Source organism: Lysobacter niastensis (assembly GCF_015453285.1).
Taxonomy (GTDB): Bacteria; Pseudomonadota; Gammaproteobacteria; order Xanthomonadales; family Xanthomonadaceae; genus Lysobacter_J; species Lysobacter_J niastensis.
Genome location: NZ_JADLZT010000004.1, coordinates 323,417 through 347,664, shown reverse-complemented (window position 1 = coordinate 347,664; position 24,248 = coordinate 323,417). Strand labels below are relative to the sequence as shown.

Below are 24,248 nucleotides of genomic sequence, written 5' to 3'. Positions count from 1 at the left end.
TCAGCGCGCCGTGCTGGCAGCGGCTACCGCGACAGGACGATTGTCCCGGTCTACCGGCACCACCTTCTGGCCGTCGCGCAGCAGGTGTCCGCCGGCGGCGACGATCCACGCATCGGCGGCGAGGCCGTTCTTCACCGGCACGCGGTCCTCGCCGTAGGGTCCGGTCTGGATCGGCACGAGCTTCACCGTCGAGCTTTTCGCATCGACGACGTACACCGCGCTGCGGCCGCCCGCGCGCTGCAGTGCCGCCAGCGGCACGGCGATATCGCCGTTGCGCTGGCCGGCGAGGTAGACGCGCGCGCTTTGACCGAGTTCCAGCGCGCCAGCCGGCGCGTCGACAGTGACGCGCGCGGCGTAGGTGCGCGATGCGGGATCGGCGGCCGGCGCGATTTCGCGGATGCGGCCGTTCCAACGCTTGTCCGGCTGCGACCACGATTCCACCTGCACCGGCTGGCCCGCCTTGATGCCGGCGACCATGCCTTCCGGCAACGCGAAGGCCACCTCGCGCACACCGTCGGCGGCCAGCGAGAAGACGGTCTGTCCGGCCGCCACGACCTGCCCGGCTTCGGCGTTGCGCGTCGCGATCACGCCGTCGCGCGGCGCGCGCAACTGGGAATAGGCCGCCTGGTTGCGGGCGACCTCGAGGTTGGCGCGCGCGGCGTTGACCTGGCCCTGGGCGGCTTCGGCAGCGGCGTTCTGTGCATCGACCGTGGAGCGGCTCACCAGCTGATCCTTGGCGAGCTTGCCGAAACGGGCCTGGTCGGCGCGGGCGCGGCCGAGTTCGGCCTCGGCGGCGATCAGTTGCGCCTGGGCCGCGCGTGCCTGCGCCTGCAGGTCGCCCGGATCGAGCACGGCCAGCACGTCGCCCTGGCGCACATGCGCGCCGACGTCGACCTTGCGTTCGACCAGCTTCCCGCCCACCCGGAACGAGAGCGGGCTTTCCTCCCGTGCCCGGACTTCGCCGGCGAAGGCGTTGGCGGTGTGTGTGGACGACATCGGACGGGTCACCAGGACCGGGCGTGCGGCTTCTTCCGGAGCGGTATCGCCCCCGCAGCCGGCGAGCGCCAGCGGCAGGATCGACCAGAGCAGCACGGCTCGGGCAGCGGCGGGGGAACGGCTGCGCATTGCGGGCGACCTCGAGGTTAATTAATGTACCTGGCGGTACTGTATAAATATCAAACCCGTTAGTCTAGTATTGCCTTATGAGCGCCTCACGCAAGACCCCTGCCCCGAAATCCGCCGAACCGCGGTCGTCCGGCCCCGGCCGGCCCAAGGACCTGAGCAAGCGCGCCGCGATCCTCGAGGCCGCCAAGCGGATGTTCACGCAGCAGGGTTTCGACGGCGCCAGCATGGACCAGATCGCCGCCGAGGCGGGGGTCTCCAAGCTCACCGTCTACAGCCACTTCGGCGACAAGGACACCCTGTTCGTCGCCGCGGTCGAGTCCCACTGCGACACCTCGCTGCCGTCATCCCTGTTCGAGCCGTCCCCGATGACGCCATTGCGCGAGCGCCTGATGACGATCGCGCGCGCCTTCTACACGATGGTCAGCTCGCCCGAAGCCGTGGCCGGGCACCGCATGCTGTGCACTCCGCAGATGGCGTCCTCGCCGCTGCCGAAGCTGTTCTGGGAGGCCGGCCCGATGCGCGTGCAGGGCGATTTCGCCGCGCTGCTGCAGCGCCGGGTCAATGCCGGCGAGCTCGATATCCCGGACGTCGCCCGCGCCGCCTCGCAGTTCTTCACCCTGGCCAAGGGCGAACCCCACGCCTGCCTGGTCTTTGGGTGCGCCCAGACCAGCGAGAAAGAGATCGAAGAACACCTGGCCGAGACCGTCGACCTGTTCCTGCGCGCCTACGCGCCCCGCCGGTAGCGATGCGATGCCGGGGCCGGTGACGACAGTCTTGGTTACTTCCGGCACTCAGTCGCCGCCGCGCCGCCCGGCGATCCTTGGCGCCGGCCGTCACCGCGGCCCGGTAGAATGCGCGTTTTCCCCGCGCATGCCAGAGAACGAGATGAGCACCACGATCGATTACGCCAAGGCCCGTGAACTGATGGTCGAACAGCAGGTTCGGCCGTGGGACGTGCTCGACCCGCGCGTGCTCGAAGTGATCGCCGCGATGCCGCGCGAGGAGTTCGTCGCGCCGGAGCATCGCAACCTGGCCTACGCCGACCTCGCCCTGCCGCTGGCGCATGGCGAAGCCATGATGAAACCCGTGCTCGAGGGCCGCACGCTGCAGGCACTCGAGCTGAAGGCCACCGACGACGTGCTCGAGATCGGCACCGGCAGCGGCTACCTGACCGCCTGCCTGGGCCGCCTCGTCCGCGAGGTGGTGAGCCTGGAACGCCATGCCGACCTGGCCGACGCCGCGCGTGCGCGCCTGTGCGCCCAGCATGTCGACAACGTCCAGGTGATCGCCGCCGACGCGCTCTCGTACGCCACCGAGCGGAAGTTCAGCGTGATCTGCGTGACCGGCGCCGTCGACGCCATTCCGCAGCGTTTCATCGATTGGCTGCAGCCGGGCGGCCGCCTGTTCGTCGTCCGCGGCCGCTCGCCGGCGATGGAAGCCGTGCTGGTGCGCAACGAAGTCAACGCCCCGCGCATCCAATCGTTGTTCGAAACCGATTTGCCCTACCTCGCCGGCGCAGCCCCCGCGCCGACCTTTGAGTTTTAAGAACAAGGACCCCGCATGATCCGCCGCCCCATCGTTCTCGCACTGGCTCTCGCCCTGCTGCCGGCCGCCGCCTCCGCGGAAGACCTGCTGCAGACCTACGAACTGGCACGAAACAGCGACCCGCAACTCGCGGCGGCGGAATCCGGACGCCTGGCGATCAAGGAAGGCTCGGTGCAGACCCGCGCCGCGATGCTGCCGCAGATCAACGGCACGGCCAACTTCACGCGCAACCGCAGCTACAGCCGCGGCGATGCCGTCACCAACCCGGACGGCAGCATCAGCATCGGCAGCACCGAATCGGATACCAGCACGCGCGGCACCGAAGTGCGGCTGAACCAGATGATCTACGACCACAGCAACATCACGCGCCACAAGAGCGCGAAGGCGCTGGGCGAAGCCAGCGACTTCCAGCTGGAAGCCGCCGGCGACGACCTGATCACGCGCACCTCGACCGCCTACTTCAACCTGCTGATCGCGCTCGAGTCGCTGGCCGCAGCAGAGGCCGCCGAGACGGCGCTGAAGAAGCAGTTCGACTACGCCTCCAAGCGACTGGAAGTCGGCCTGGCGCCGATCACCGACGTGCACGAAGCGCGCGCCCAGTACGACAGTGCGCGCGCGAACACGATCCTGGCGCGCAACGCGGTCGAGGACTCCTACCAGGCGCTGACCGAACTGACCGGCCAGCCTGTCCGCAACATCAAGGGCCTGCCGAAGGACTTCCAGCCGAACCTGCCGGAATCGCGCGACGCCGAGGGCTGGGTGCAGGAAGCCATCGCCAACAACCCGGCCCTGCGCGCGAAGGAACTGCAGGTCGAGTCGGCCAGCCAGGACGTGCAGACCGCGCGCGCCGGCCACTACCCGACGCTGTACCTCAACGGCAGCTACGGCGACACCACCCTCTGGGGCGACCGCACCAGCAACCTCACGGGATCGCGTGATCTCGACAGCCGCGAGTTCGGCCCGAGCCTGGGCGTGATCCTGTCGGTGCCGATCTTCTCCGGCGGCGCCACGCAGTCCGGCGTCCGCGAGGCCATCGCCCGCCGCGACGTCGCCAGTGACGAGCTCGAGCAGCAGAAGCGCGCCCTGGTCCGCAATACCCGCAACGCCTACCAGACCCTCGTCGCCAGCGTCAGCGAGGTCGAGGCGCGCCGCCTGGCCCTGGTTTCCGCGCAGAGCGCCTACGACGCTTCGCAGGTCGGCCTGGAAGTCGGTACCCGCACCGTGCTCGACGTGCTGCAGAACCAGCGCAACCTGTTCGCCGCGCAGCTCGAATACGCGCGTGCACGCTACCGCCACCTGCAGAACCGCCTGGTGCTGGAGCAGGCCGCCGGTACGCTCGACGTGCAGGACGTGGAAGACATCAACCGCCTGCTGACCACCGATGCCGAGGCGCAGGTCGCGCTGACCGACATCCGCGGCTGAGCAGGCCGGCCGCCAAGGCCGCCCCGCGATCCGGTTCAGGAAACCGCCGATGACCTCGGCGGTTTTTTGTTGCCGGCATCCTGGACACGCCTGCTGCCGGGGTCGCCGTGTGAAGCAGTCATACGGCCAAGGGCCAATATCGTCCTGAACGCAGCGGAGTAGCTTTGTCGGCGCGGCCCACCGGGCCGTCGGGCTGTCAGTCCGCAGCAAAGGACATTTCCATGAATATCAAGAAGCAGTTGATGTTCGCAGCCGCGCTCGCGGCCATCCTGGCCGCGCTGCCGGCCTTCGCCGCCGACGGCGACAAGAGCAAGATCAAGGGCCTGATCACCGCCGTGCAGGGCAACACGATCACCGTCAAGGACGCCAACAACGTCGAACAGACGATCACCGTGTCACCGGCCACCAAGTACAAGAAGACGAAGGGCTTGACCGGCGTCGTGCACGAGAAGGTCGAGGCGGGTTCGCTGATCCCCGGATTGCCGATCACGGCCGATGTCGTGGCTGCCGGAACGGGCTTCGAAGCCACCGAGATCTCGTTCAAGTCGGAAGACTTCAAGACCGCGCAGCAGGTCCAGGCCGGGCTGGCCCCGACCACGGCGCGCATGAACGAGTTCGGCACCTATGAGGCGCTGGCGACCGCCGAAGTGCTGTTCGCCTCTGGCAGCACCGCGATCTCGTCACAAGGCAAGTCCGACCTGATGGCGCTCGCTGCCAAAGCGAAGGAAACCAAGAACTACCAGGTCGTCATGCAGGGCTTCACCGACTCCGTGGGCGACCCGGCTGCCAACCAGCGGCTGAGCACCGCACGCGCGAACGCGGTCGCGAACTTCCTTCAGCAGAAGGCCGGCCTGGCACCGGGGCGTGTCCGCGCAGGCGATGGCATGGGCGTGGCTAACGACGCTGGTTCCGGAAGCAACGCCAACGCGCGCAAGGTCGTGGTGAAACTCGTGGTCGACAAGGGCGTGCAGGCCGGAGACAAGTAACCGCATCTCCGCCCGAGCACACAAAGCCCCGCCTCGGCGGGGCTTTTCTTTTATCCGGACGTCACCGACAGCGTCATTGCGCCGCGGAAGCAGCGGGCGGAAACGCCGGCTGCAGCAGCGCCATCGTGCGGGCGAGCGCGCCGCGGCCGGTCTCGACCAGCTCCCGGCCATGGGCCACCATGCGTTCGCGCTGCGCAGGGTCGGCGAGCAATTCCGCCAATGCGGCCTGGACCCCGGCCGCATCGGCGCCGATGCGCAGCGCGCCGGCTGCGTCGAGGCGCTCGGCGATCTCGACGAAGTTGTGCAGGTGGGGACCTGTGACGATCGCGGTACCGGTCGCGGCCGGCTCCAGCAGATTGTGGCCACCGATGGGCTGCAGGCTGCCGCCGACGAAGGCGACGTCGGCGCAGGCGTAGAAACTCATCAGCTCGCCGAGTGTGTCGATGACGAAGACGTCGTCGCCGGCCTGCGGCCAGCGCCTGTGCGAGCGCGTCGACACGTGCCAGCCCTGCCCGCGCGCCTGCTCGGCCGCCGCGCGGAAGCGTTCGGGATGGCGCGGCGCCCACAGCATCAGCAGGCCCGGATAGCGCGCGCGCAGCTGGCGATGCATCGCAATCACCGCACCCTCCTCGTCCTCGTGCGTGCTCGCGGCGATCCACACCGGCTTTCCGCCGCAATGCCGGCGGCATTCCTCGGCAAAGGCCGGCAATCCGGCTGGCACAGCCACGTCGAACTTCAGGTTGCCTGCGACCTGAATCTGGTCGGCCCGCGCGCCGAGGCGGACGAAACGCTCACCATCGGCCTTGGACTGTGCGGCGACGGTACGCACGGTGCGCAGTGCCCGTCCGACCAGTGGCTTGAGCACGCGGTAGCCGCGCAGCGAACGTTCCGACAGGCGCGCGTTGAGGATGTAGGCGGGGATGCCACGCTCTCGGCAGCCGAACAGCAGACTCGGCCACAGCTCGGTTTCCATGATCAGCGCCGCATGCGGACGGAAGTGTCCGAGGAAGCGTCCCACTGCGCCGGGCAGGTCGTACGGCAGGTAGACGTGCTCGACCTGCCCACCCCACAGCGCGCGCACGCGCTCCGAACCGGTCGGAGTGATCGTCGTGACCAGCAGACGCAGGTCCGGGCGGCTGCGGCGCAGCGCGTTGATCAGCGGCACCGCGGCGTTCACCTCGCCGACCGAGACGGCATGCACCCACAGCGTGCGCGGCGGATCACCGTCGCGGTAGATCGCGTATCGCTCGAGCCATCGCTGGAAGTACGCCGGCTGGCGCAGGCCGCGCCAGATCAGGTGGTAGACCGTGATCGGCGCCAGCAGATAGAGCGCCGCCGAGTACAGGGCACGCAGCAGGCGCTCTAGGGGTTCGGTCGGCATCGCGGTAAGGATAACGAAGCGCACGCGATCCGGGCAGGCGCAGTGCTGTGGAACCGCCGCGGGCTACGTGCAGGCGGCGAACACGCCCTAGAATCACGCGCATGTCCGTGCCTTCCCCTGCGACCACCGTCGCGCCACCGCCGTTGGGTCCACGCTACTGGCCGATGTGGCTGGCCATGGCCGCCATGTGGCTGGGCGCCAGCCTGCCCTGGCCCGTGCAACGCCTGCTCGGGCGCGGCATCGGCCGGCTGGCGTATCTCATCGCCGGCGATCGCCGGCGCGCCGCTGCGATCAACCTCGCGCTGTGTTTCCCGGAGAAATCGCAGGCCGAGCGCGATGGTCTACTGCACGACTGCTTCCGCGATCTCGGGATTGGCCTGTTCGAATTCGCCCGCGCCTGGTGGGGCTCCGTCGAACCGATGCGCCGCACCGTTCGCATCGAAGGCCTGGAGCACATCGAACCGATCCGCGCGCAGGGCCGTGGCGTCCTGCTGGTTTCCGGACATTTCATGACCCTGGAGATGTGCGGTCGGCTGATGTGCGACCACCTGCCGCTGGCCGGCATGTACCGGCGCCATCGCAATCCGGTGATGGAATGGGCGGTCAAGCGCGGCCGCCTGCGCTATGCCAGCGCGATGTTCACCAACGAGGACATCCGTGCGGCGATGCGCCATCTCAAGCAGGGTGGCCTGCTGTGGTATGCGCCGGACCAGGACATGCGCGGCAAGGACACCGTGTTCGCGCCGTTCTTCGGCGTACCGGCGGCGACCATCACGGCGACGCACCAGTTCGCGCGGCTCAGCGGCTGCGCGGTGATGCCGTTCTTCCATCGCCGCGAGGGCGGCGACTACGTGCTGCGCCTGGGCGCGGCGCTGCCTGACTTCCCTTCGACCGACGCCACCGCCGACAGCGCGCGCGTCAACAGCGCGATCGAGGCCATGGTGCGCGAAGCGCCGACGCAGTACCTGTGGATCCACCGCCGCTTCAAGCGTCGTCCGCCGGGCGAGACTTCGCCCTACCGCAAGGACGGCTGACGCGCGTCAGTGGTCGGTCTGCGGACCACGCGCCAGCAGGCTGCCCGCGTACAGTGCCGCCAACAGCAGGGTCAGGCCGCCCCAGAACGTCGAGTAGAAGGCCAGGTGCGTGTTGAACGGGAACACCGTCACCGCCAGCGCCAGCATCGCCGGCCGCGCGCGTTCGCGCGCCTGCTCGTCGGCAAACCGCCATGCGCGCCAGGCCAGGGCGATGCCGGCCAGCCACATCAGCACGCCGAACAGGCCGGTCTCGCTGAGCACTTCCAGCACCATCTGGTGCGCATGCAGCGCCGGGCCCTCGCCCCATGCGGCGATCTCGCCGTGACCCGGATCGCAGGCAGGGAATGCCTCGCGGAATCCGCGCGCGCCGACGCCGTTGAACGGATGCGTCTTCGCCATGCACAACGCCGCGCTCCAGATCCGCGCACGTCCGGACAGCGCGCTGTCGAAACCTTCCTGGCTGGCGGAAAGCGCATGCGCGGTACGCGTCACGCGTTCGTGCACCTGCGGGGAGACGAAGTACAGCGCCACGGCGGCGGCGGCGCCGAAGGCGAACACCACGCCCAGCTTCTTCCATCCGAGCAGGCGCCAGCCCGACAGCAGCAGCACCAGCGAATAGGTCAGCCATGACGCGCGCGAGCCGGCGAGCAGCACCACCACGCCTACCGCCGCGGCCGCGCCCAGCCAGCCGGCCGTGCCGAAGCGCCGTCCGGCCGCATACAGCGCGAACGGCGACAGGCTGGCGATCACCTGGCCCAGCTTGAGGTTGCACGGACCGAGTACGCCGCTGAGGCGATCGACGCCGGCGATCTCCTCCGGGCTGCACATGCCATGGCCGCTGATCGAATGCTTGAGCCCATCGAGTGCGGAGAACAGCGGGCTGTTGCCGCTGAGTGCCTGGATGAGCGCATCGGCGGTCCAGATTGCGACGATCACCGCGAGCCCGCCGAAGGTGAGGCGGCGCCCGTGTGGATCGGCCACCGCCAGCGCCACCAGCCACAGGAACGGCAGATAGCGCAGGTCGACCACGGCCTCGCGCAGCGCGCGCGCCGGATCGACGGCATCCAGCGCCGACACCAGTTCGGGCAGCCAGTACGCACAGAACAGCACGCTGGTCAGCGCCCACGCCGAACTGCCCAGCAGCGCGGTGCCGCCGCGGAAGCGCGACGCCACCAGCTTGATGATCGCCGCCAGCGCGCCGAGCACGAGCACGCCTTCGGCGTATCCCGGCGCCGGCCACAGCGCGACATAGGCGAGGATCCACACCGGTGCCCAGCGCCAGCCCGCGGGCGTGGCCGGCAGCGCGGCGTTGGAATCAGTGGCGCTCATCGGTGAGTTCGTCATAGACGGCAAGCGTGGCGTCCTGCATGGCTCGCAAGGAATATGGAATCGTAGCCGGTGGCACGGGGGGATGCTGCAACAGCGTTCTCGCCACGGCATGCAGGCGCTCGCCGTCGAACGGCGCGACCGCGCCCGCAGGCTGCAATTCGCGCAGCAGTTCGCCGGCACCGCCGTGGTCCCAGCCCAGCACCGGGCGTCCCACCGACAGCGCCTCCACCACCGTGCGCCCGAATGACTCGGGCTTGCGCGAGAGCTGCAGCACCAGGTCGCTGGCCGCGTAGGCGCGGGCGATCGCGTCGGTGGGCGCGGTGAACGCGACCGCATCGGCGAAACCTCCCTCCTCGGCTTCCTGTTCCAGTTCGGCGATGTACGCCTCGCGCCCGCTTTCGCGCGCGCCCGGCAGCCAGAGTCGCGCGTCCAGGCCATCGGCACGCAGGCGGCCGAGCAGCGCCAGCGCATCGGCATGGCCCTTCAGGCGCGTACCACGTCCGGGCAGCAGCAGCAGCGGACCGTCGCCCGCGAGCGCCGGATGCTGCGCGACAGCCCAGGCACGTGCCTGGGCATCGGGATGCGGCACGCGCGGAAACGACGCGATGTCGATGCCACGCGGAATCACGCGCAGCTTGCCGGGATCGGTGTCGGGGTAGTGTCGGAGCACGTATTCGCGCACGGCCTGCGACACGCAGACGACGCGCTCGCCACGCGTCATCACCGCGCTGTAGCGCGAAGGCGAGTTGAGCCCGTGCACGGTGGTGACGTAGCGCGGCCGCCGCGCGGCTGGCATGCCGCGCAGCGCCAGCAGGCCGATCCAGGCCGGCAGCCGCGAGCGCGCATGCACGATGCCGGCGCGCTCGCGCTCGAACAGCGCGCGCAGCGCGCGCACGTGGCGCAGCGTCAGCAGCGACTTGCGGCCGATGTCGAGGGTGACGTGTTCTGCGCCGAGCGCCTGCAGGCGCGGCACCAGGCGTCCGCCGGCGGAGACGACGATGGCGCGATGCCCCGCTTCGACCAGTGCCTGGGCGATCTCCAGGGTGGAACGCTCGACGCCGCCGGACTCCAGCGCCGGCAGCAGTTGCACCACGGTCAGGGGCGCTGCGGTCATCCGATGCTCGCCACGCCGGTCACGGTCGGGCGGCAGCGGTCAGTCTTCGAGGACGAAGTGCGAGCCGCAGTACGGGCACTGGCACTCGCGTTCGGCTTCGATCGGCAGGTACACGCGCGGATGCGAGTTCCACAGCGCCATCGAAGGCAGCGGGCAGCTCAGCGGCAGGTCGCTGCGGTGCACGACGTAGCGCTGCTCGGCGTTGGCCTGGGTGGGATGGGCGTTGGCTGCGGTCATGATGCGGGACGGATAGGGCGACGCGGGGCTCGAAGTTTACCAGCCACCCGCCCCTGCCCGCCCGCTTCGTGCGGGCCGCCCGAAGCGCGGACCTATTCCGGCAGGTCGAACAGCAGCACGTCGGCGCGGCCTTCGCCCGTGCCCTTCAGTTGCAGCGTCCCCGACTCGGCCTGGAAGCCGAGCGCATCGCCGGCCTGCAGGTCGCGGCCGTTCACGCTGACGCTGCCCTGGGCCACGTGCAGCCAGTACAGACGGGCCGGGTCGAGGTCCTGGGCGGCGGTTTCGGCGGAATCCAGCCGGACGTTGCGCAGCCAGGCGTCCTGGCGGACCGGCAGGCTGCCGTCGCGCCCATCCGGCGAGGCCAGCAGCGTCCAGCCGCGCGCATCGGCCGGCACGGCCTCGCGCTGGGCATAGGCCGGCTGGTGATTCAGCCGCGACGGCTGGATCCAGATCTGGACGAAGTGCACGGGCTCGGCGTCGGAGGCGTTGTATTCGCTGTGCTCGACGCCGTGCCCGGCGCTCATCCATTGCAGCTCGCCGGGGCGGATGACCCCGCCACCGCCGGCGCTGTCCTTATGGGCGAGCCCGCCGGACAGCACGTAGCTGAGGATTTCCATGTTGGCGTGACGGTGCGGCGGGAAACCCGCGCCGGCGTCGACGCGATCCTCGTTGATCACGCGCAACGGACCGAAGCCCATCCACGCCGGGTCGTAGTAGCTGCCGAACGAGAACGTATGGCGGCTGTCGAGCCAACCGGCCTGTACGCGGCCGCGGGCGTGGGATGGGCGTTCGATGATCATCGCCGAAGTTTACTTCTTGTCGGCACCGGCCTTCGGCACCATCGCCTCGGTGGTGATGCGGATGGTGACGTTGTCGCTGACGTTCGGCGCGTACTTGTCGACGCCGAAATCACTGCGCTTGACCGTGGTGGTGGCATCGAAGCCGGCGGCGGCGCGCTTGGACATCGGGTGGTCGCCGACCTTGTTGATCGTGGTGTCGAGCACGACCGGCTTGGTCACGCCCTTGATGGTCAGGTCGCCGAACACGCGCAGCTTGTTGTCGCCGGCGGCCTCGACCTTCGTGCTCTTGAAGGTGATGGTCGGGTACTTCTCGGCGTCGAAGAAGTCGGCGCTACGCAGGTGCGCGTCGAAGTCGGCGACGTGCGAGTCCAGGCCGGCCAGCGGGAGGGTCACTTCGACCTTCGAGGTGCCGACATTGGCCGGGTCGTACGTGATGAAGCCATCGACCTGGCCGAAGTTGGCGATCGGGTTGGCGAAGCCGAAGTGGCTCCAGCTGGCGACGACCGAGGTGTGGTTCGCGTCGATCTTGTAGGTGAGCGGAGCGGCGAAGGCGGCGGCGCTGGCGGAAGCCAGGACCGCGGCAAGGGCAAGGCGCTTGAACATCAGGGCAAATCTCCGTGGTGGTGGGGGCGTTACAGGATCTGTGCGGCTTCGTCGAAGGACAGGCGTGGCGAACGCGGGAACAGCTTCGCCGGGTCGCCGTGGCCGAGGTTGATCAGGAAGTTGGACTTGATGCGGGTACCGGCAAAGAAGGCCTCATCGACCTTCGCGTTGTTGAAGCCCGACATCGGGCCGCAATCCAGTCCCACCGCGCGCGCGGCCATCAGCACGTACGCGCCCTGCAGGCTGCCGTTGCGCAGCGCGGCGACTTCCAGCGCCGGCTCAGGCTTGGTGTCGAACCAGGACTTGGCGTCGGTGTGCGGGAACAGGTACGGCAGCTTGTCGTAGAAGGCCATGTCGTAGCCGACGATGGCCGTCACCGGCGCGGCCATCGTCTTGGCGTAATTGCCCTCGTCCAGCGCCGGCCCGAGCTTGGCCTTGGCGTCGGCCGAGCGAAGGAACACCAGGCGCAGCGGCGACATGTTGGCGCTGGTCGGGCCCCACTTGGCGAGCTCGTAGAGGCGATGCAGGGTCTCGTCGCTGACCTCACCGCCCAGCTCGTTGTGGGTGCGGGCGGTACGGAACAACTGGTCGAGGGCGGCGTCGGACAGGACTTGGGACATCGGGAGCTCCATGAGGCACCGCAGGCAATGCGGTCCGGTTGCGGAAAACGAAGGAGGGAAGTGTAGAGTCTGGCGGGAACGGAACCGCCGACGGGTTCGGAACGGATCGATCACTTTCGTGCAACAAAGCAGCGCCGACGCCGCCATTGCCGCCAGGACTGGGCACGGTCCGGCCATGCCGCACGCGCCACTGACGAGCGCCTGGACGCTGACCGATGGCCATGCCGGCAACCGGCGCCAGGCGGACGCGCTGGCACGCGCGCTCGGGCTGGAGGCACGCGAGTGGACCCTGCAATCGCAGAAACCATGGCGGTGGCTGGCTCCGCGCCGCCTCCCGGGCGCCCATCGCGCCTTCGGAGCGTCGTTCGCAGCCGCCTTGTCGCAGCCGCCCGCGATCGCCATCGGCTGTGGGCGCCAAGGCGCGCTTGCGACGCGCCTGGCGCGGGAGAACGGCGCACGCGCGGTGCAGATCCTCGATCCGCGGATGCCGCCCCGGCATTGGGACGTGGTGGTCGCCCCGCAGCACGACGGCCTGCAGGGCGACAACGTCATCACCCTGCACGGCAGCCTGCATCCGGTCGACGACCTCTGGCTGGCGGCGGCGCGGCGCGAGTTCGCCACGTTCGCCGCGCTGCCCGCGCCGCGCACGGCCCTGCTGCTCGGCGGCAGCAGCGCGCATGCGCGCTTCGACGACGCGCTGTTCGAATCATTGCTGGGCCAGGTGGAGCGGCTGGTCCGCCACGAAGGCGGAAGCATCCTCGCCACCGCGTCGCGGCGCACGCCCGCCACCGTGCAGGTGCGGCTGCGCGATCGCTTCGCGCGCGTGCCGGGCGTGGTCTGGTGCGGCGAGGCGGACGGCGCCAATCCGTACGCGGGACTGCTCGGGTGGGCCGACCGCATCGTCTGCACGGCCGACTCGGTCAACATGCTGTCGGAAGCGGCGGCGACGCTGGCACCGGTATTCGTCGGTGGTGTCGAACGCATCGACGGCCGCCCGCGCCAGTTCCTCGACAGCCTGTTCGGGCTCGGCCGCATCCGCTTCTTCGACGCAGGCGGCGACAACACGCTGGGCAAAAGCACGCTCGAATCCATCGCGCCAATGCCGATGGACGTGACTCCGCTGCGTGAAACCGCGCGCGTGGCCGCGCTGGTGCAGGCCCGCCTCTAACCCTCGCCGAAATCCAATCCCTGCGCACGCGTGGCACTGCGGATCGCCGCCCGCGCGGCGTCCACAGCGTCGTCACAGGCGACACGGCGCTGGCGGCGGTCGAGCGTGCAGTCGAGTCCGCGCGCCAGCAGCAGCGCATGGGCTTCGTGCAGCGACTTCGCGGTCGCGGCATCGAGCTGCCCGGCCTCGCGCGCGGCCTCGATCAAGCCCGGCGTGTTGCGTGGCACCAGCAATGCGGGATGCGCGGCGGCGGCGCGCAGCACCGTCGCCTGCAGCAGGAACTCCAGGTCGACCAGGCCGCCGTCGCCCTGCTTCAGGTCGAACGCCGCGGCATCGCTGCGGTCGAGTTCGGCGCGCATGCGCCGTCGCATCGACACCACGTCGCCATTGAGTGCGGCAGGATCGCGAGAGGCACCCAGCGTCTGCGCTCGCACTCGCTCGAACTCCGCACACAGCGAGGCATCGCCGGCGACGCCGCGTGCGCGCACCAGCGCCTGGTGTTCCCAGGTCCAGGCGCGGTTGCGCTGGTAGTCGGTGTAGCTGGCGAGGTTCGATACCAGCAGACCCTTGGCGCCGTCGGGCCGCAGTCGCACGTCGACGTCGAACAGGCGGCCGGCCGCGGTGACGGCGCCGAGCAGGGCGACGATCTTCTGCGCCAGCCGTGCGAACCATCGCGCGGCTTCCAGCGGCCGCGCACCGTCGGAATGAGCGCTGTCGCCGTCGCGGGCGTCGTACAGGAAAACCAGGTCGAGGTCGGATCCGAATCCAAGCTCCTCGCCACCCAGGCTGCCGTAGCCGAGCACGGCGAAACGCGCCCCCGGCACGCGGCCATGCGCCGCCGCGACTTCTTCCTCGGCCAGCGCAAGCACGCGCATGACCACGCCGTCGGCCAGCCACGCCAGTTGCTGCGCGCTGTCGCCCGCGGGCTGGCGGCCGTCGCGCACCGCCATGGCGATGCGGAAGCTCAGCGCCTGGCGCACTTCGTTGAGCGCCTGCAACGTGGCTTCGGCATCACCGTCCTCGCCGGCCACCGAAGTACAGGCCGCGACCAGCGCCTCGCGCCCGGGCAATGGCCCGGCGACGCGCACGTCGAGCAGTTCGTCCAGCAGCAGCGGATACGCCGCCAGCCGCTCGGCCAGCAGTGCGCTGCGCGACACCACCTCCACGAGGCGAGCCAGGGCAGCGGGCTGCTCGTCGAGCAATGCGAGATATGCGCTACGGCGCAACACGTTGTGCAGCAGCGCCAGCAGACGCCGCAGCGCGAGCATCGGCTCGGAGGATTGCGCCGCGCCGTACAGCAGCGCCGGCAACACGCGGTCCAGGCGCGCGCGCGCCGCATCCGACAGGCCGCGCACGCCGGGGCTGCGCGCCAGATCGCGCAACAGACCATCGGCAGCGGTGGCTTCCTCGAAGCCTGCGGCGGCGAGCATCGTGCTGTCGCCGCTCTCGGGCAGGGCGCGCCAGTACACGGTGAGCTCGTCTGCATCGGTGGCACGGCGACGCGGCGCCAGCAGCGCTTCGAACTCGGCGGTCACAAGGGCGCGCTGCACGTCGAGCGCGCCGCGCAGCGCCTCCCATCCGGCGTACCCGAGTGCGATGGCGATGCGGGCGCGGTCATCGACGCTCTCCGGCAGCGCATGCGTCTGCGCGTCCCGCAGCATCTGCAGGCGATTCTCCAGAGCGCGCAGGAAGCGGTAGGCCCCGGCCAGCTGCGACCCGGCCTCCTCGCCGACGTGATGCGCCTCGACCAGCGCCTGCAGCGCCGGCAACAGGCGGCGGCCGCGAAGTTCCGGCTCGCGTCCGCCGCGGATCAGCTGCAGCGCCTGCACCAGGAACTCGATCTCACGGATCCCGCCCGGTCCGCGCTTGATGTCGTCGGCCAGTTCCTTGCGCGCAACCTCGGCGCTGATGGCCGCCTTCATCGCCCGCAGCCCGTCGAGTGCGCCGTAATCGAGATAGCGCCGGTATACGAAGGGCCGCAACAGTTCGAGGAAACGCTCCCCGGCCTCGCCGTCGCCGGCCACCGGCCGCGCCTTCTGCCAGGCGTAGCGCTCCCAGTCGCGGCCTTCGTGCTGGAAGTACTGCTCCATCGCCGCGAACGACCAGGCCACGCGGCCCGCGTTGCCGTAGGGACGCAGCCGCAGGTCGACGCGATGGCAGAACCCATCGGCCGTCATCTCGTCGAGCAGCTTCGCCAGTTGCTGGCCGAGTCGCGCGAAATACGTCTCCGCGGCCAGTGGGCGGTCACCGTCGGATTCGCCGTCGTGCTCGTAGGTGTAGACGAGATCGACGTCGGAACTGAAGTTGAGTTCTTCGCCGCCCAGCTTGCCCAGGCCGAACACGACCAGGCGCTGCTCGCGGCCTTCACGGTCGCGCACTACGCCGTGGCGCTGCACGAACTCCGCCTCCAGTGCCGCCAGTGCCGCCTGCAGGCAGCGTTCGGCCAGGCGCGTGCTGCCGGCGAGCGTGTCGTCCACGCCATCGAGGCCGAGCACGTCGCGCCAGATGAGCCGCGTCGATTCCGCGGCACGGTAGCGGCGAAGCAACGCCGGCCAGTCGGTCCGGTTCAGTGCCGTCAGCGCGGGCAGGTCGAACGGTGCCGCGCCATCGTCGGCCAGCAGCTTCGGCAGCAGCGCCGGCTGGCGAACCAGCGTATCGATCGCCAGGTCGCTGGCCATCGCCACTTGCCACACGCGCTCCGCGACCGAGGGCGCGTCGAGCTGGCCTGCCTGCTCGCCGAGCGACGCGCGCAGGCGCGAGAACGCGCGCGGCACCAGCGGTTCAAGCGACGGAGGGAGCACAGCGGGTTCGCCAGGATGATTCATCGCGCGATTCTGGCATGGTGCGTCGCGCGGACGAAAAAGAACGGCCGCCCGAAGGCGGCCGTCCGTACGTCGAACAGCGCGAATCGATCAGTACTGCACGGCGCGCGCCGCATTGACGCGGCCGTTGCCGAACGTGCTGTCGTTGCCCGGCTTGCCGAGGTCGTCGGCCGAAGCACGCAGGATGCGTTCGACTTCCGCCGGTGCCATCTCGCCGCCATGCTTGCCGATGATCAGCGCGGCCACGCCTGAGACGTGCGGCGCGGCCATGCTGGTGCCGGCATTCCAGCTGTACGAGCCCGGCGAGCGCGTGGTGCTCAGCACCATGTCGAACGCCCAGCACGGGATCGTGACGCCCTTGACCGTGCAGTTCTCGTTGCCTTCATAGGCAAAGTCGCCGCCCGGTGCACCGAACGAGATCGCCGACTGGCCGTAGTTGCTGTAGCTGGCGAGCCGGTCGAGGTTGGTGTTGAGGTCGTACGCCCACGCCATCGGGCCCAGCGCCGACACCGCCAGCACGCCCGGCAGCTCAGCCGGGAACGCCTTGAGGTTGGCGACGAAGCAGGTGCCATCGCTGTCGCAGATCTTGGTGCCGCTGTCGTGGTCGAGGTCGCGGCCATCGTTGCCCGCCGACACCACGACCAGCGCATTCTGCGAACGCGCGTACTGGACGGCGCGCTTGGTGGCATTGACCAGTTCGCTGACCTGGTTGGCGCCCTTGCCGTTGACCTGCAGTCCGCCGCGCACGCCGAGGCTCATGTTGATGACATCGGCACCCTTGTCGGCCGCGTACACGATGCCCTGGATGATGCCTTCGAAGCTGCCGCCGCCGGTCGCGGCGCTCAGCACTTTCACCGCGATCAGCTTCGCCTGCGGCGCAACACCGATCGTGCCGATGCCGTTGTCGGCGGCGAGGATCGTGCCCGAGGTATGGGTGCCATGCGAGTTCTGCGAGGCCACCGTGTTGCAGTAGCTCTCGCCCGGCACGAACGAAGTGGAGTCGGCCGCGAGCAGGTTCGGCGCGATATCGACGTGCTGGCAGAACACACCGGTATCCAGTACCGCCACCTTCACGCCCGCGCCGCGATAGCCCTGGTTCCAGGCGCCTGCGGCATCGATCGCGGCATGGCCCCACTGCAGGTCGAAGAAGGGATCGTTGTCGCCGGAGTTCGGCGGGTTGGCGTAGTCCGCTTCGACGTTGACTTCGCTTTCGGGCACGTCGAACTGCACCGTCAGGTCCTGCACGGCCGAACGCACACCCGGGATCTTGCTCGCGCGTGCGCCGAAATCGCTGTAGTCCGATTTCACGATGGCGACGCCGATCTGCGGCAGCCGTGCGGTGATGGTGCCACCGGCGGCTTCGACCTTGCGCGCAAGCTGCGCGTCGAAGGCGTTGGAGTTGGCGGTGACGACGAACGTCGCGGCCTGTGCTGAAGCAGAAAAGACGACCGTACCCAAGGCCACGGTGATGGCCCGTGCAAGCTTGCTCATGGAATTCCCTCTGTCGTGAATGGTCCGAAAGCGCCTTTCGTTCCCCTGTCGACCCCCAGCGCTTTCAAGTCGAGTCTAGGCAGCGGGATGTGAAGGAGTTTCTTCACGCGCCATGAGGCGCTTCCTTTCGCGGATGTCCTGGGCAATTCGCGCGCCAGGCACGACATTTGGGCAAATAAAAAGCCCGCCCCGGTCGAACCGGTTGCGGGCCTGCTCCCTCCCCCACGTCGGGATGCGAGTCGATCGTGAAGGAACCGTTATTCGGTTGCACGCTGCACTGCAAAAGAGAACTGGACAGTTCAGAAGATGCCCTGTTCAGGCTTAAAAAGAAGGGCCCCGGCATGCCGGGGCCCCTGTTCAGGCGATGCTTTCGAACGGCTTACGGACGCGCGACGGTGATGACTGGCGAGGCCCAGGTTTCCCAGTGCGCCGGATTGTCCTCGTCGCCGAGGGCCTTGAGCACCGACATCGTCACCACGTACTGGCCATTGGGCACGGTCCAGGTCTTGCCGCCGCCAGGCGAGGTAGTGAGGCCGTCCCACGACAGCGCGAAGAAGCCCGTCGGTGTGGAATTGCGGCCCATGTATTCCTCGGTGAGCGCGCGGTGCCAGTTCTTGCCCGTGTTGGCATCGGTGACATCCAGACGCAGCTTGCGCGACTGGTGATCGAAGTGCACGAGGAAGAACGGTACGTCGCTGCCCGCCATCGTGTAGGTGCCGCCGCTGGCCTGCTTGATGTAACTGGTGCCCGCCAGGCGGGCCAGCCACGGGAAGCCGTTCGTGGTGGGCACCAACACCTGGCGGAGCTGGTAGTCGCCGACATAGCCGCCGAACGGAACACGCAGCGTGGCGCTGCCGTCGCTCGGCGTCATCACCAGGTAACCGCCGTACATGCCGCCGGCCGGTGCAGCCGCCGGAGGCGTGATGGTCACCGTGACGGTGGCCTCCGCCTTCGGCTGCAGCGTGACGCTGTTGGCTCCGAACGTCACCGCCGTGTTGGGCAGGTAGAAGCCAAGGGGCAGATAAGTGCTGGGGCCTGTCGATACGCTGTTGACCGACGAGAACGCGTAGGTGACCGGCGTGCGGCCCGTGTTCTTCAGCGTCAGTTGGCGCGTGACCGGACCCGTCGTGCTCTCGCCCAGCGACAGCTTGCCTGGCGTGACGCGCGTGGCGTTGACGATGGCGTCGTCGATGCGCAGCATGCCGGCGCCCTGGCGATAGGCGACGTCGAGCAGGCCCGTCCCCGGGTTGCCGGACCACACCTTGGGCACGGCGGTGTTCTGCAGGATCGCGGCGACCTTCTTCGCATTCGTGTTCGGCGCGGACTGCAGCAGCAGCGCGGCGGCACCGGCGACGTGCGGCGAGGCCATCGATGTACCGCTGATGGTCGCGTAACCACCGTTCTCGAGCGGATAGGTCGAGTAGATCGCACCGCCCGGCGCGCCGATGTCGGGCTTGAAGTCCAGGTCCGGCGACATGCCGTAGGCGCTGAAGGCGGAAATCAAACCGCCAGCCGCGTTCGGGAACTTGTCCACCGAGCCCGTCCAGGTCAGCTGCACCGGCCCGGCGGCAAGACGGCCATCGATCAGGTCGCCGAACAGCTTGGTTGTGCCCACCACCGGGATCGTGATGGCGGGCGTGCCGGCCACGGTCGGATTCAGCGGCGCGGCGGTGACGTTGTCGTAGAGCACGACGGCTGCAGCGCCCGCCGCCTGCGCATTGGCAGCCTTGATGTAGAACGAGCACGTACCACGGCGGATCAGCGCGACCTGGCCGGTGAGGCTGCCAGCGGGCAGCGCGGTGCAGGCGTCGGCGGCGCTTTGCGCGGTGCCGGTGCGCGCCATCGACACGGTGCCGGACGACGGCGCCGTCGGCGATGCGGTCGCCTGGTTGAAGCCGACCTTGGTGCCGTCGGGCGAAATCGCGAAATAACGCTGCGTCGCGTGCGTGTTGTCGAACGACGCCACGCTGATGACGTTGTCACCCACGCTCGGCGCGCCGGTGGAATACAGGCCGGTGTCACCGCTGTTGCCCGCCGATGCCACCACGACCATGCCCTTGTTGACCAGGCGCGAAGCGGCCTTGGCGGTCGGGTACTCGGGCCACTGGTAGGTCGAACCGATGCTCATGTTGAGCACGTCCATGTTGTCGGCCAGCGCGCGCTCCATCGCCGCGATCATCACGTCGGCGGTGGTCGACCCCTGGCAACCGAACACGCGATACGCGCCGATCGTCACCTTCGGTGCGACGCCCTTGACCGCACCGTCGGCACCGATGATGCCGGCGACGTGCGTGCCATGGCCGTTGCAATCGTCCGGCCTGGCATCCGGCACCGGGTTCGGGTTGTACGTCGCCGAGGTGGAATCGGCATTGAAGGCATCACCGACGAAGTCCCAGCCCGTGACCACGCGTGCGCTCGGGAACGAGGTGCTTCCGTTGGTGCCGCCGCCGCCCAGGTCGGGATGATCGATATCGATGCCGGTATCCATCACCGCCACGCGGATGCCGGTACCGTCGAGACCGAGTTCGCTCTGTGCGACATCGGCGCCGGTCATCGCCAGCGCGGTCGTCAGCTCGGGCGAGGAGAGCTCCGGGTCCGGCATCGCCACGGTTTCCACCGGGTAGATCGCCTTGACGCCGGGCAGGCGCGCCAGCGTGCTCAGCTGCGAGCGCGGGACGCTGATCGACAGGCCGTTGAAGAGACCATCGAAGGCGTAGTGTTCCTGGTACTTCACGCCGGCCGCGCGGGCGTTGTCGCGGAACGACTTCTTCTCGCTCTTCAGTGAGACGGACTGGCCTCCGTCGGCTGCAGGTGCGCCGCTCAGCTCGACGAACCAGCGTTGCGGTGTTTCGTCGATCGGCTCATCGGAGGCGACGACCGTGGGCGGGTCCAACGGGACCAGCACATCCACGGCGGACGAGCCCGACGCCGCCAGCGCGGCCATGCAGGCGCTCGCAAGCGCCGTAACTGCGAGTACGGATGACTTCTTCACAGCGGATCCCCTTTCTCTAGTGATGTCGCAACGAACAGCCCCCTGTCGTGCCATCGTGCCTATCGGCGCGTGAAGGCGCGGCGTTACAGGAATCGACAACGCCACTACGCGCCTGCACCGGCCATCGGACGCCCTTACGCGGCGAACGATCTGTGTTGCGGCACAGCACGGCATTGCGCCGATATCGCCTACCAGGCGTACGAAACGCTCAGCACCCAGCCGCCATGGTCGCCACAGCCCGGGCAAGCCAGGTACAGCGGAAAGCGTCCCGACTGCCCTTCGGCGTACACCCAGGCCAACTGCAGGTCGGCGCCGGACCACGCCATGCCGGCACCCAGTCGCGCATCGAAGCGATGCCGCTCGAGGTATTCGTCGTATTCGCCTGCATCGCCACGCCGGAGCCATCCTGCATGCGCGAGCAGGCGCATGCGTGCGCCTACCGGATATGCGCCGTCGATCTCGACGTACACCACATGCGCCGGCACGCCGAAGTAGCGAGGCGCATAGTGCACGCGGGCGCTCATGTGCTCGGACGTGAGGCCCGCATGGAGCTCCGGGTAGTCGTAGTCCGCATTGCCGGTGAACATCGCGTACTGCGCGCCGACATCCCAGCTCAACCCCGATGGCAGGCGGCGCGCGTAACCGGCATACGGCAGCCACTGTACCTGCGTGCCGGAGTCCGGCTCGATGCGCACGCTTGATGCGAACACGCCGGCGTACCAGCCATCGGAATGGTCATACGCGAGAGTGGCCTGCACGGCCGGCCGCTCATCGCTTAATGACACGCCCCGGAAGCGGTAATCCGAGGCAACGGCCACGCGCGCGGACACCTGGGCGCAGGCAGCCCCGGCCGACAGCAAGCCCCACAGCGCGACCGCGCCACGCAGCAATGCAGGAGCGCCTCATCTGCGCGGCATCCGGTGCAACGTTTGGGCCGCAGCGCAATCGCAGGCGCAGCGTCCGGCCACGCGCACGACCGCGGCGCATGCGTCGACCGGCACGGGCCGCCTCGGGGGCGAGCCTAGCCCAGGTGCGCCGAGTGCCGCGCGAAGCTGGGGCGTAGGCAAACCGGGCGACAGTTCCCGCAGCAACGCGACCAGGCCGGACACCTGGGCGGCGGCGAAGGACGAGCCCGACACCATGCTCCAGCCACCGCCCGGTGTCGGCGCAGGAATTCCTTTAGCCGGTGCCAGTAGCACATCGGCCGCGTTGCCGGCCTGCCCCGGTGCCGCCACCGCAATCACGCCTTCGTGGTCCGCAGGGAAGCCGCCGTCTTTCGCCAGCGTGTCCACGGCACCGACGACGATGACGCCTTCGTCCAGCGCGACATCGATCAGCCGGGCCAGCAGGCGATCGGAAGGACCGCTCAGGCTCAGGTTGAACACCTGTGCCCTGCTCTGCAGAGCGAACTGCAATGCTTTGGCCAGCGTGAAGCTGCTGCAGTGCGACGCGCCTGAGCTCCCCTGCCAGCATGCGCGCAATGCCAGCAGCCGCGCATCCGGTGCGATGCCTGCGATGCCGATGCCGTCGCCGGCACGCGCGACGATGATCCCGGCCACCTGGGTGCCATGCGTCTCCGCCGGCGGGGTCGCGCCGTCGACGAAATCCCGCGCCAATGCCACTTGCCCGTGCAGATCGGGATGCGCCACGTCGACGCCGGTGTCGAGCTCGGCGACGGTGACGCTTCGTCCGGTCGCGACGGCGTGCAGTTCGCGCAGATGCCAGCGTGTCGTCGCCGGCTGCACCGGTGCCAGCGGATCCGAAGTGCCGAGAACGCGGAACAGGTTCATGCGCTGCACCGACTCCACGCGCGGATCGTCCGATAGCTCGCTCACGGCCTGGTCTCGCGTATCGGGCGACGCAGCCTCGAGCACGAAGCAGGCGAGCCCGAGCGAGGGCATCGGCCAGTCGTCGACCAACCGCAATCCGTGTTCGCGCGCGAGGATGCGCGCGATGCGCCGCTGCGACTGGCGATCCGGCGCCGCCAGGTACTGTCCCGAATACCCCGCGTCCGGCCTGTAGTGCGCGGGAGGTGCTCGCAGCATCAACAGGATCTGGCGGTCCGCCACCTCTCCTGCAGCAGCCGGCGCGTCGGCGACCGCCTGCGACGCCACTGCATCCGGCGGCGTCGCCATCACTCCGGCACCCGGAAACAGCAACGCCAGGCTCAGCAGCAGCGAACGCGAGATCAACGCCGTTCCCCCGCATCCAGAGTTTCGGCCATCGCGACACCCGGCTCGCGCCGAAGCGCTGCCAATGCCGCATCCCGCCGATCGACAGGCACCGCCAGCACGTAGGCGCCCGCATCGCTCGGCCCGTCGACGATGCGTGCCTGGCTCGACAACAACAACCGCTGCACATCGGCGTGGCGCAGGTGCGGCTGGAACATGACCACCAGCGTTGCCTCGCCGGCGCGCCGCGCGGGCTCCATGACCCCAAGGGTCCGGTACATCAGCGGCGACGATGGCGATGTACGGCGCAGCCCGGAACGCTCCTGTCCGACCAGCACACCGGCCAGTGCGAATACCGCACAGAACTGCGCGGCCAGCGCGAATCGCAGCCACGACGGCGCCTGCGACCAGTTCTGAAGCAGTCCCTGCCAGCGAGATGTGCGCGCCGGGTGCGGCGGCTGCAGGCGCTGGCGCAGCCGCGCCAGCGATGGTTCGGCATCGGCGACCTCGTGGGCTTGGACGGTGGGGGATTGCATGCAGTAGCCCTGCAGGCAGCGCAGTTCGTCGAGTTCGCCGCGACACTCCGCACACTCGGCCAGATGCCGGGTGATGCGCTGCGAGTCATCGTCGTCGAGGGTGCCGTTCGCGTACCAGGGCAGCAGGCGCAACGTCCGGGTGTGGTCGGAGCTTTCAAAGTTCAGTACGCGGCCGCTCATATCGCCTCCTCGCGGCTCAATCCGAGCACCGTCTTCATCTTGCGCCGCGCGTAGAACATGCGCGTCTTCACCGTATCGACCGGGCAGTCCATCACCTGCGCAACGTCCCGGCAGCTGTAGCCGAGGTAGTACGTCAGTTCGATCACCGCGCGTTGTTCCGCCGATAACGCATTCATCGCCTGGTCGATGCGCGCATGCAGCTCGAGGCGTTGAACCTCCATGTCGGGACCCACCTGCATCGGATCGGCCAAACCGTCCTGCAACGGCGCGACGGATACCGCAATGTCGTCCTGCCGGCGCAGCGCCTTGAGCGCCTGGCGATAGGCGATGCCGAATATCCACGTCGAAACCCTGGCGTCCGGCTGATACGTATGCGCCTTGCGCCACACCACCATCATCGTGTCATTGAGGATTTCCTCGACCAGCGATGGCCGTCGCGTCATGCCGCGCAGGAAGCGCGTCAGCCGCGGGTGGTACAGCCGGTACAGCGTCTCGAACGCCTCCATGCGCTCGGCGGCCACGCCGTCGATCAGCGCATTCTCATCGGGCGCGGAGCCCGTGCGGTGCTTCCCGCGTGCCTCGCCCTGCATGCCCGGCTCATTCGCCATGCGATTCATCGCCATGCGCGTCACCTCGCGCCGACGTCAATACCCGTGATCGCGAGGCCGGTTCAATAGTGCGCGCCGCCGTGT

General features: G+C 69.0%; 21 protein-coding genes. 6 read left to right on the top strand and 15 right to left on the bottom strand.

The genetic code is table 11. The annotated features are described in order from the left end of the window. Positions 1 to 1,125, bottom strand: a complete 1,125-nt coding sequence (locus tag IU514_RS09075; protein ID WP_194930769.1) for an efflux RND transporter periplasmic adaptor subunit — start codon at positions 1,123 to 1,125, stop codon at positions 1 to 3. Between the two features lie 77 nt (positions 1,126 to 1,202). Here IU514_RS09075 and IU514_RS09070 point away from each other — a divergent pair, with 77 nt between their 5' ends. The 4 genes from IU514_RS09070 (at position 1,203) to IU514_RS09055 (ending at position 5,078) form a co-directional block, all read left to right on the top strand. After that, positions 1,203 to 1,868, top strand: a complete 666-nt coding sequence (locus IU514_RS09070; protein ID WP_194930768.1) for a TetR/AcrR family transcriptional regulator — start codon at positions 1,203 to 1,205, stop codon at positions 1,866 to 1,868. Positions 1,869 to 2,010: 142 nt separating this feature from the next. Beyond that, positions 2,011 to 2,670: a protein-L-isoaspartate O-methyltransferase family protein gene (locus IU514_RS09065; protein WP_194930767.1), complete on the top strand. Its 660-nt coding sequence runs from the start codon at positions 2,011 to 2,013 to the stop codon at positions 2,668 to 2,670. A gap of 15 nt (positions 2,671 to 2,685) precedes the next feature. After that, the gene (locus tag IU514_RS09060) at positions 2,686 to 4,092 is read left to right on the top strand and encodes a TolC family outer membrane protein (protein ID WP_194930766.1); all 1,407 of its coding nucleotides are present in this window, start codon (positions 2,686 to 2,688) and stop codon (positions 4,090 to 4,092) included. A 221-nt stretch (positions 4,093 to 4,313) separates the two neighbouring features. Next, positions 4,314 to 5,078: an OmpA family protein gene (locus IU514_RS09055; protein WP_194930765.1), complete on the top strand. Its 765-nt coding sequence runs from the start codon at positions 4,314 to 4,316 to the stop codon at positions 5,076 to 5,078. A gap of 73 nt (positions 5,079 to 5,151) precedes the next feature. Here IU514_RS09055 and waaA read toward each other — a convergent pair whose 3' ends face one another. Further along, on the bottom strand, positions 5,152 to 6,459 hold the full coding sequence (waaA, locus tag IU514_RS09050) for a lipid IV(A) 3-deoxy-D-manno-octulosonic acid transferase (RefSeq protein ID WP_194930842.1): 1,308 nt from the start codon (positions 6,457 to 6,459) through the stop codon (positions 5,152 to 5,154). A gap of 107 nt (positions 6,460 to 6,566) precedes the next feature. On the opposite strand from waaA, the gene lpxL reads away from it, so the two are divergent. Further along, positions 6,567 to 7,493 carry an LpxL/LpxP family Kdo(2)-lipid IV(A) lauroyl/palmitoleoyl acyltransferase gene (gene lpxL / locus IU514_RS09045; protein WP_386760571.1) on the top strand — a complete coding sequence of 309 codons (927 nt, stop codon included), beginning with the start codon at positions 6,567 to 6,569 and terminating at the stop codon, positions 7,491 to 7,493. Positions 7,494 to 7,499: 6 nt separating this feature from the next. On the opposite strand, the gene IU514_RS09040 is transcribed toward lpxL, so the two are convergent. The 6 genes from IU514_RS09040 to IU514_RS09015 form a co-directional block, all read right to left on the bottom strand. Then, positions 7,500 to 8,837 carry an O-antigen ligase family protein gene (locus tag IU514_RS09040; protein WP_194930763.1) on the bottom strand — a complete coding sequence of 446 codons (1,338 nt, stop codon included), beginning with the start codon at positions 8,835 to 8,837 and terminating at the stop codon, positions 7,500 to 7,502. After that, positions 8,809 to 9,936, bottom strand: a complete 1,128-nt coding sequence (locus IU514_RS09035; protein ID WP_194930762.1) for a glycosyltransferase family 4 protein — start codon at positions 9,934 to 9,936, stop codon at positions 8,809 to 8,811. The genes IU514_RS09040 and IU514_RS09035 overlap by 29 nt, the downstream gene beginning before the upstream one ends. Positions 9,937 to 9,975: 39 nt before the next feature. Continuing rightward, positions 9,976 to 10,173, bottom strand: a complete 198-nt coding sequence (locus IU514_RS09030) for a zinc-finger domain-containing protein (protein ID WP_194930761.1) — start codon at positions 10,171 to 10,173, stop codon at positions 9,976 to 9,978. A gap of 92 nt (positions 10,174 to 10,265) precedes the next feature. Then, entirely contained in the window at positions 10,266 to 10,973 is a 708-nt protein-coding gene (locus IU514_RS09025) for a pirin family protein (RefSeq protein WP_194930760.1), read from the bottom strand. Positions 10,974 to 10,982: 9 nt separating this feature from the next. Next, positions 10,983 to 11,576, bottom strand: coding sequence for a YceI family protein (locus IU514_RS09020; RefSeq protein WP_194930759.1), 594 nt, complete (start codon positions 11,574 to 11,576; stop codon positions 10,983 to 10,985). A gap of 29 nt (positions 11,577 to 11,605) precedes the next feature. Next, positions 11,606 to 12,196 carry a malonic semialdehyde reductase gene (locus tag IU514_RS09015; protein WP_194930758.1) on the bottom strand — a complete coding sequence of 197 codons (591 nt, stop codon included), beginning with the start codon at positions 12,194 to 12,196 and terminating at the stop codon, positions 11,606 to 11,608. 190 nt (positions 12,197 to 12,386) lie between these two features. Here IU514_RS09015 and IU514_RS09010 point away from each other — a divergent pair, with 190 nt between their 5' ends. Then, positions 12,387 to 13,364 (top strand): mitochondrial fission ELM1 family protein, encoded by a 978-nt coding sequence (locus IU514_RS09010; protein WP_194930841.1) that lies wholly within the window; start codon positions 12,387 to 12,389, stop codon positions 13,362 to 13,364. Here IU514_RS09010 and glnE read toward each other — a convergent pair. From glnE to IU514_RS08975, 7 genes are all read right to left on the bottom strand, one after another. Beyond that, positions 13,361 to 16,189 (bottom strand): bifunctional [glutamate--ammonia ligase]-adenylyl-L-tyrosine phosphorylase/[glutamate--ammonia-ligase] adenylyltransferase, encoded by a 2,829-nt coding sequence (glnE, locus tag IU514_RS09005; protein WP_194930757.1) that lies wholly within the window; start codon positions 16,187 to 16,189, stop codon positions 13,361 to 13,363. The two genes, IU514_RS09010 and glnE, sit on opposite strands and share 4 nt — an antisense overlap. A gap of 87 nt (positions 16,190 to 16,276) precedes the next feature. After that, positions 16,277 to 17,677: a S8 family serine peptidase gene (locus IU514_RS09000; protein WP_194930756.1), complete on the bottom strand. Its 1,401-nt coding sequence runs from the start codon at positions 17,675 to 17,677 to the stop codon at positions 16,277 to 16,279. Between the two features lie 379 nt (positions 17,678 to 18,056). Further along, positions 18,057 to 20,669 carry a S8 family peptidase gene (locus tag IU514_RS19145; protein ID WP_324187805.1) on the bottom strand — a complete coding sequence of 871 codons (2,613 nt, stop codon included), beginning with the start codon at positions 20,667 to 20,669 and terminating at the stop codon, positions 18,057 to 18,059. A 188-nt stretch (positions 20,670 to 20,857) separates the two neighbouring features. Further along, entirely contained in the window at positions 20,858 to 21,559 is a 702-nt protein-coding gene (locus IU514_RS08990) for a TorF family putative porin (protein ID WP_194930755.1), read from the bottom strand. A 12-nt stretch (positions 21,560 to 21,571) separates the two neighbouring features. Beyond that, on the bottom strand, positions 21,572 to 22,861 hold the full coding sequence (locus IU514_RS08985) for a S8 family peptidase (RefSeq protein ID WP_194930754.1): 1,290 nt from the start codon (positions 22,859 to 22,861) through the stop codon (positions 21,572 to 21,574). Beyond that, complete coding sequence (locus IU514_RS08980; RefSeq protein WP_194930753.1) at positions 22,858 to 23,556, bottom strand: zf-HC2 domain-containing protein; 699 nt, start codon at positions 23,554 to 23,556, stop codon at positions 22,858 to 22,860. The genes IU514_RS08985 and IU514_RS08980 overlap by 4 nt, the downstream gene beginning before the upstream one ends. Beyond that, positions 23,553 to 24,179, bottom strand: coding sequence for an RNA polymerase sigma factor (locus IU514_RS08975; protein WP_194930752.1), 627 nt, complete (start codon positions 24,177 to 24,179; stop codon positions 23,553 to 23,555). Before IU514_RS08975 ends, IU514_RS08980 begins: the two co-directional genes overlap by 4 nt. Positions 24,180 to 24,248: the final 69 nt, after the last annotated feature.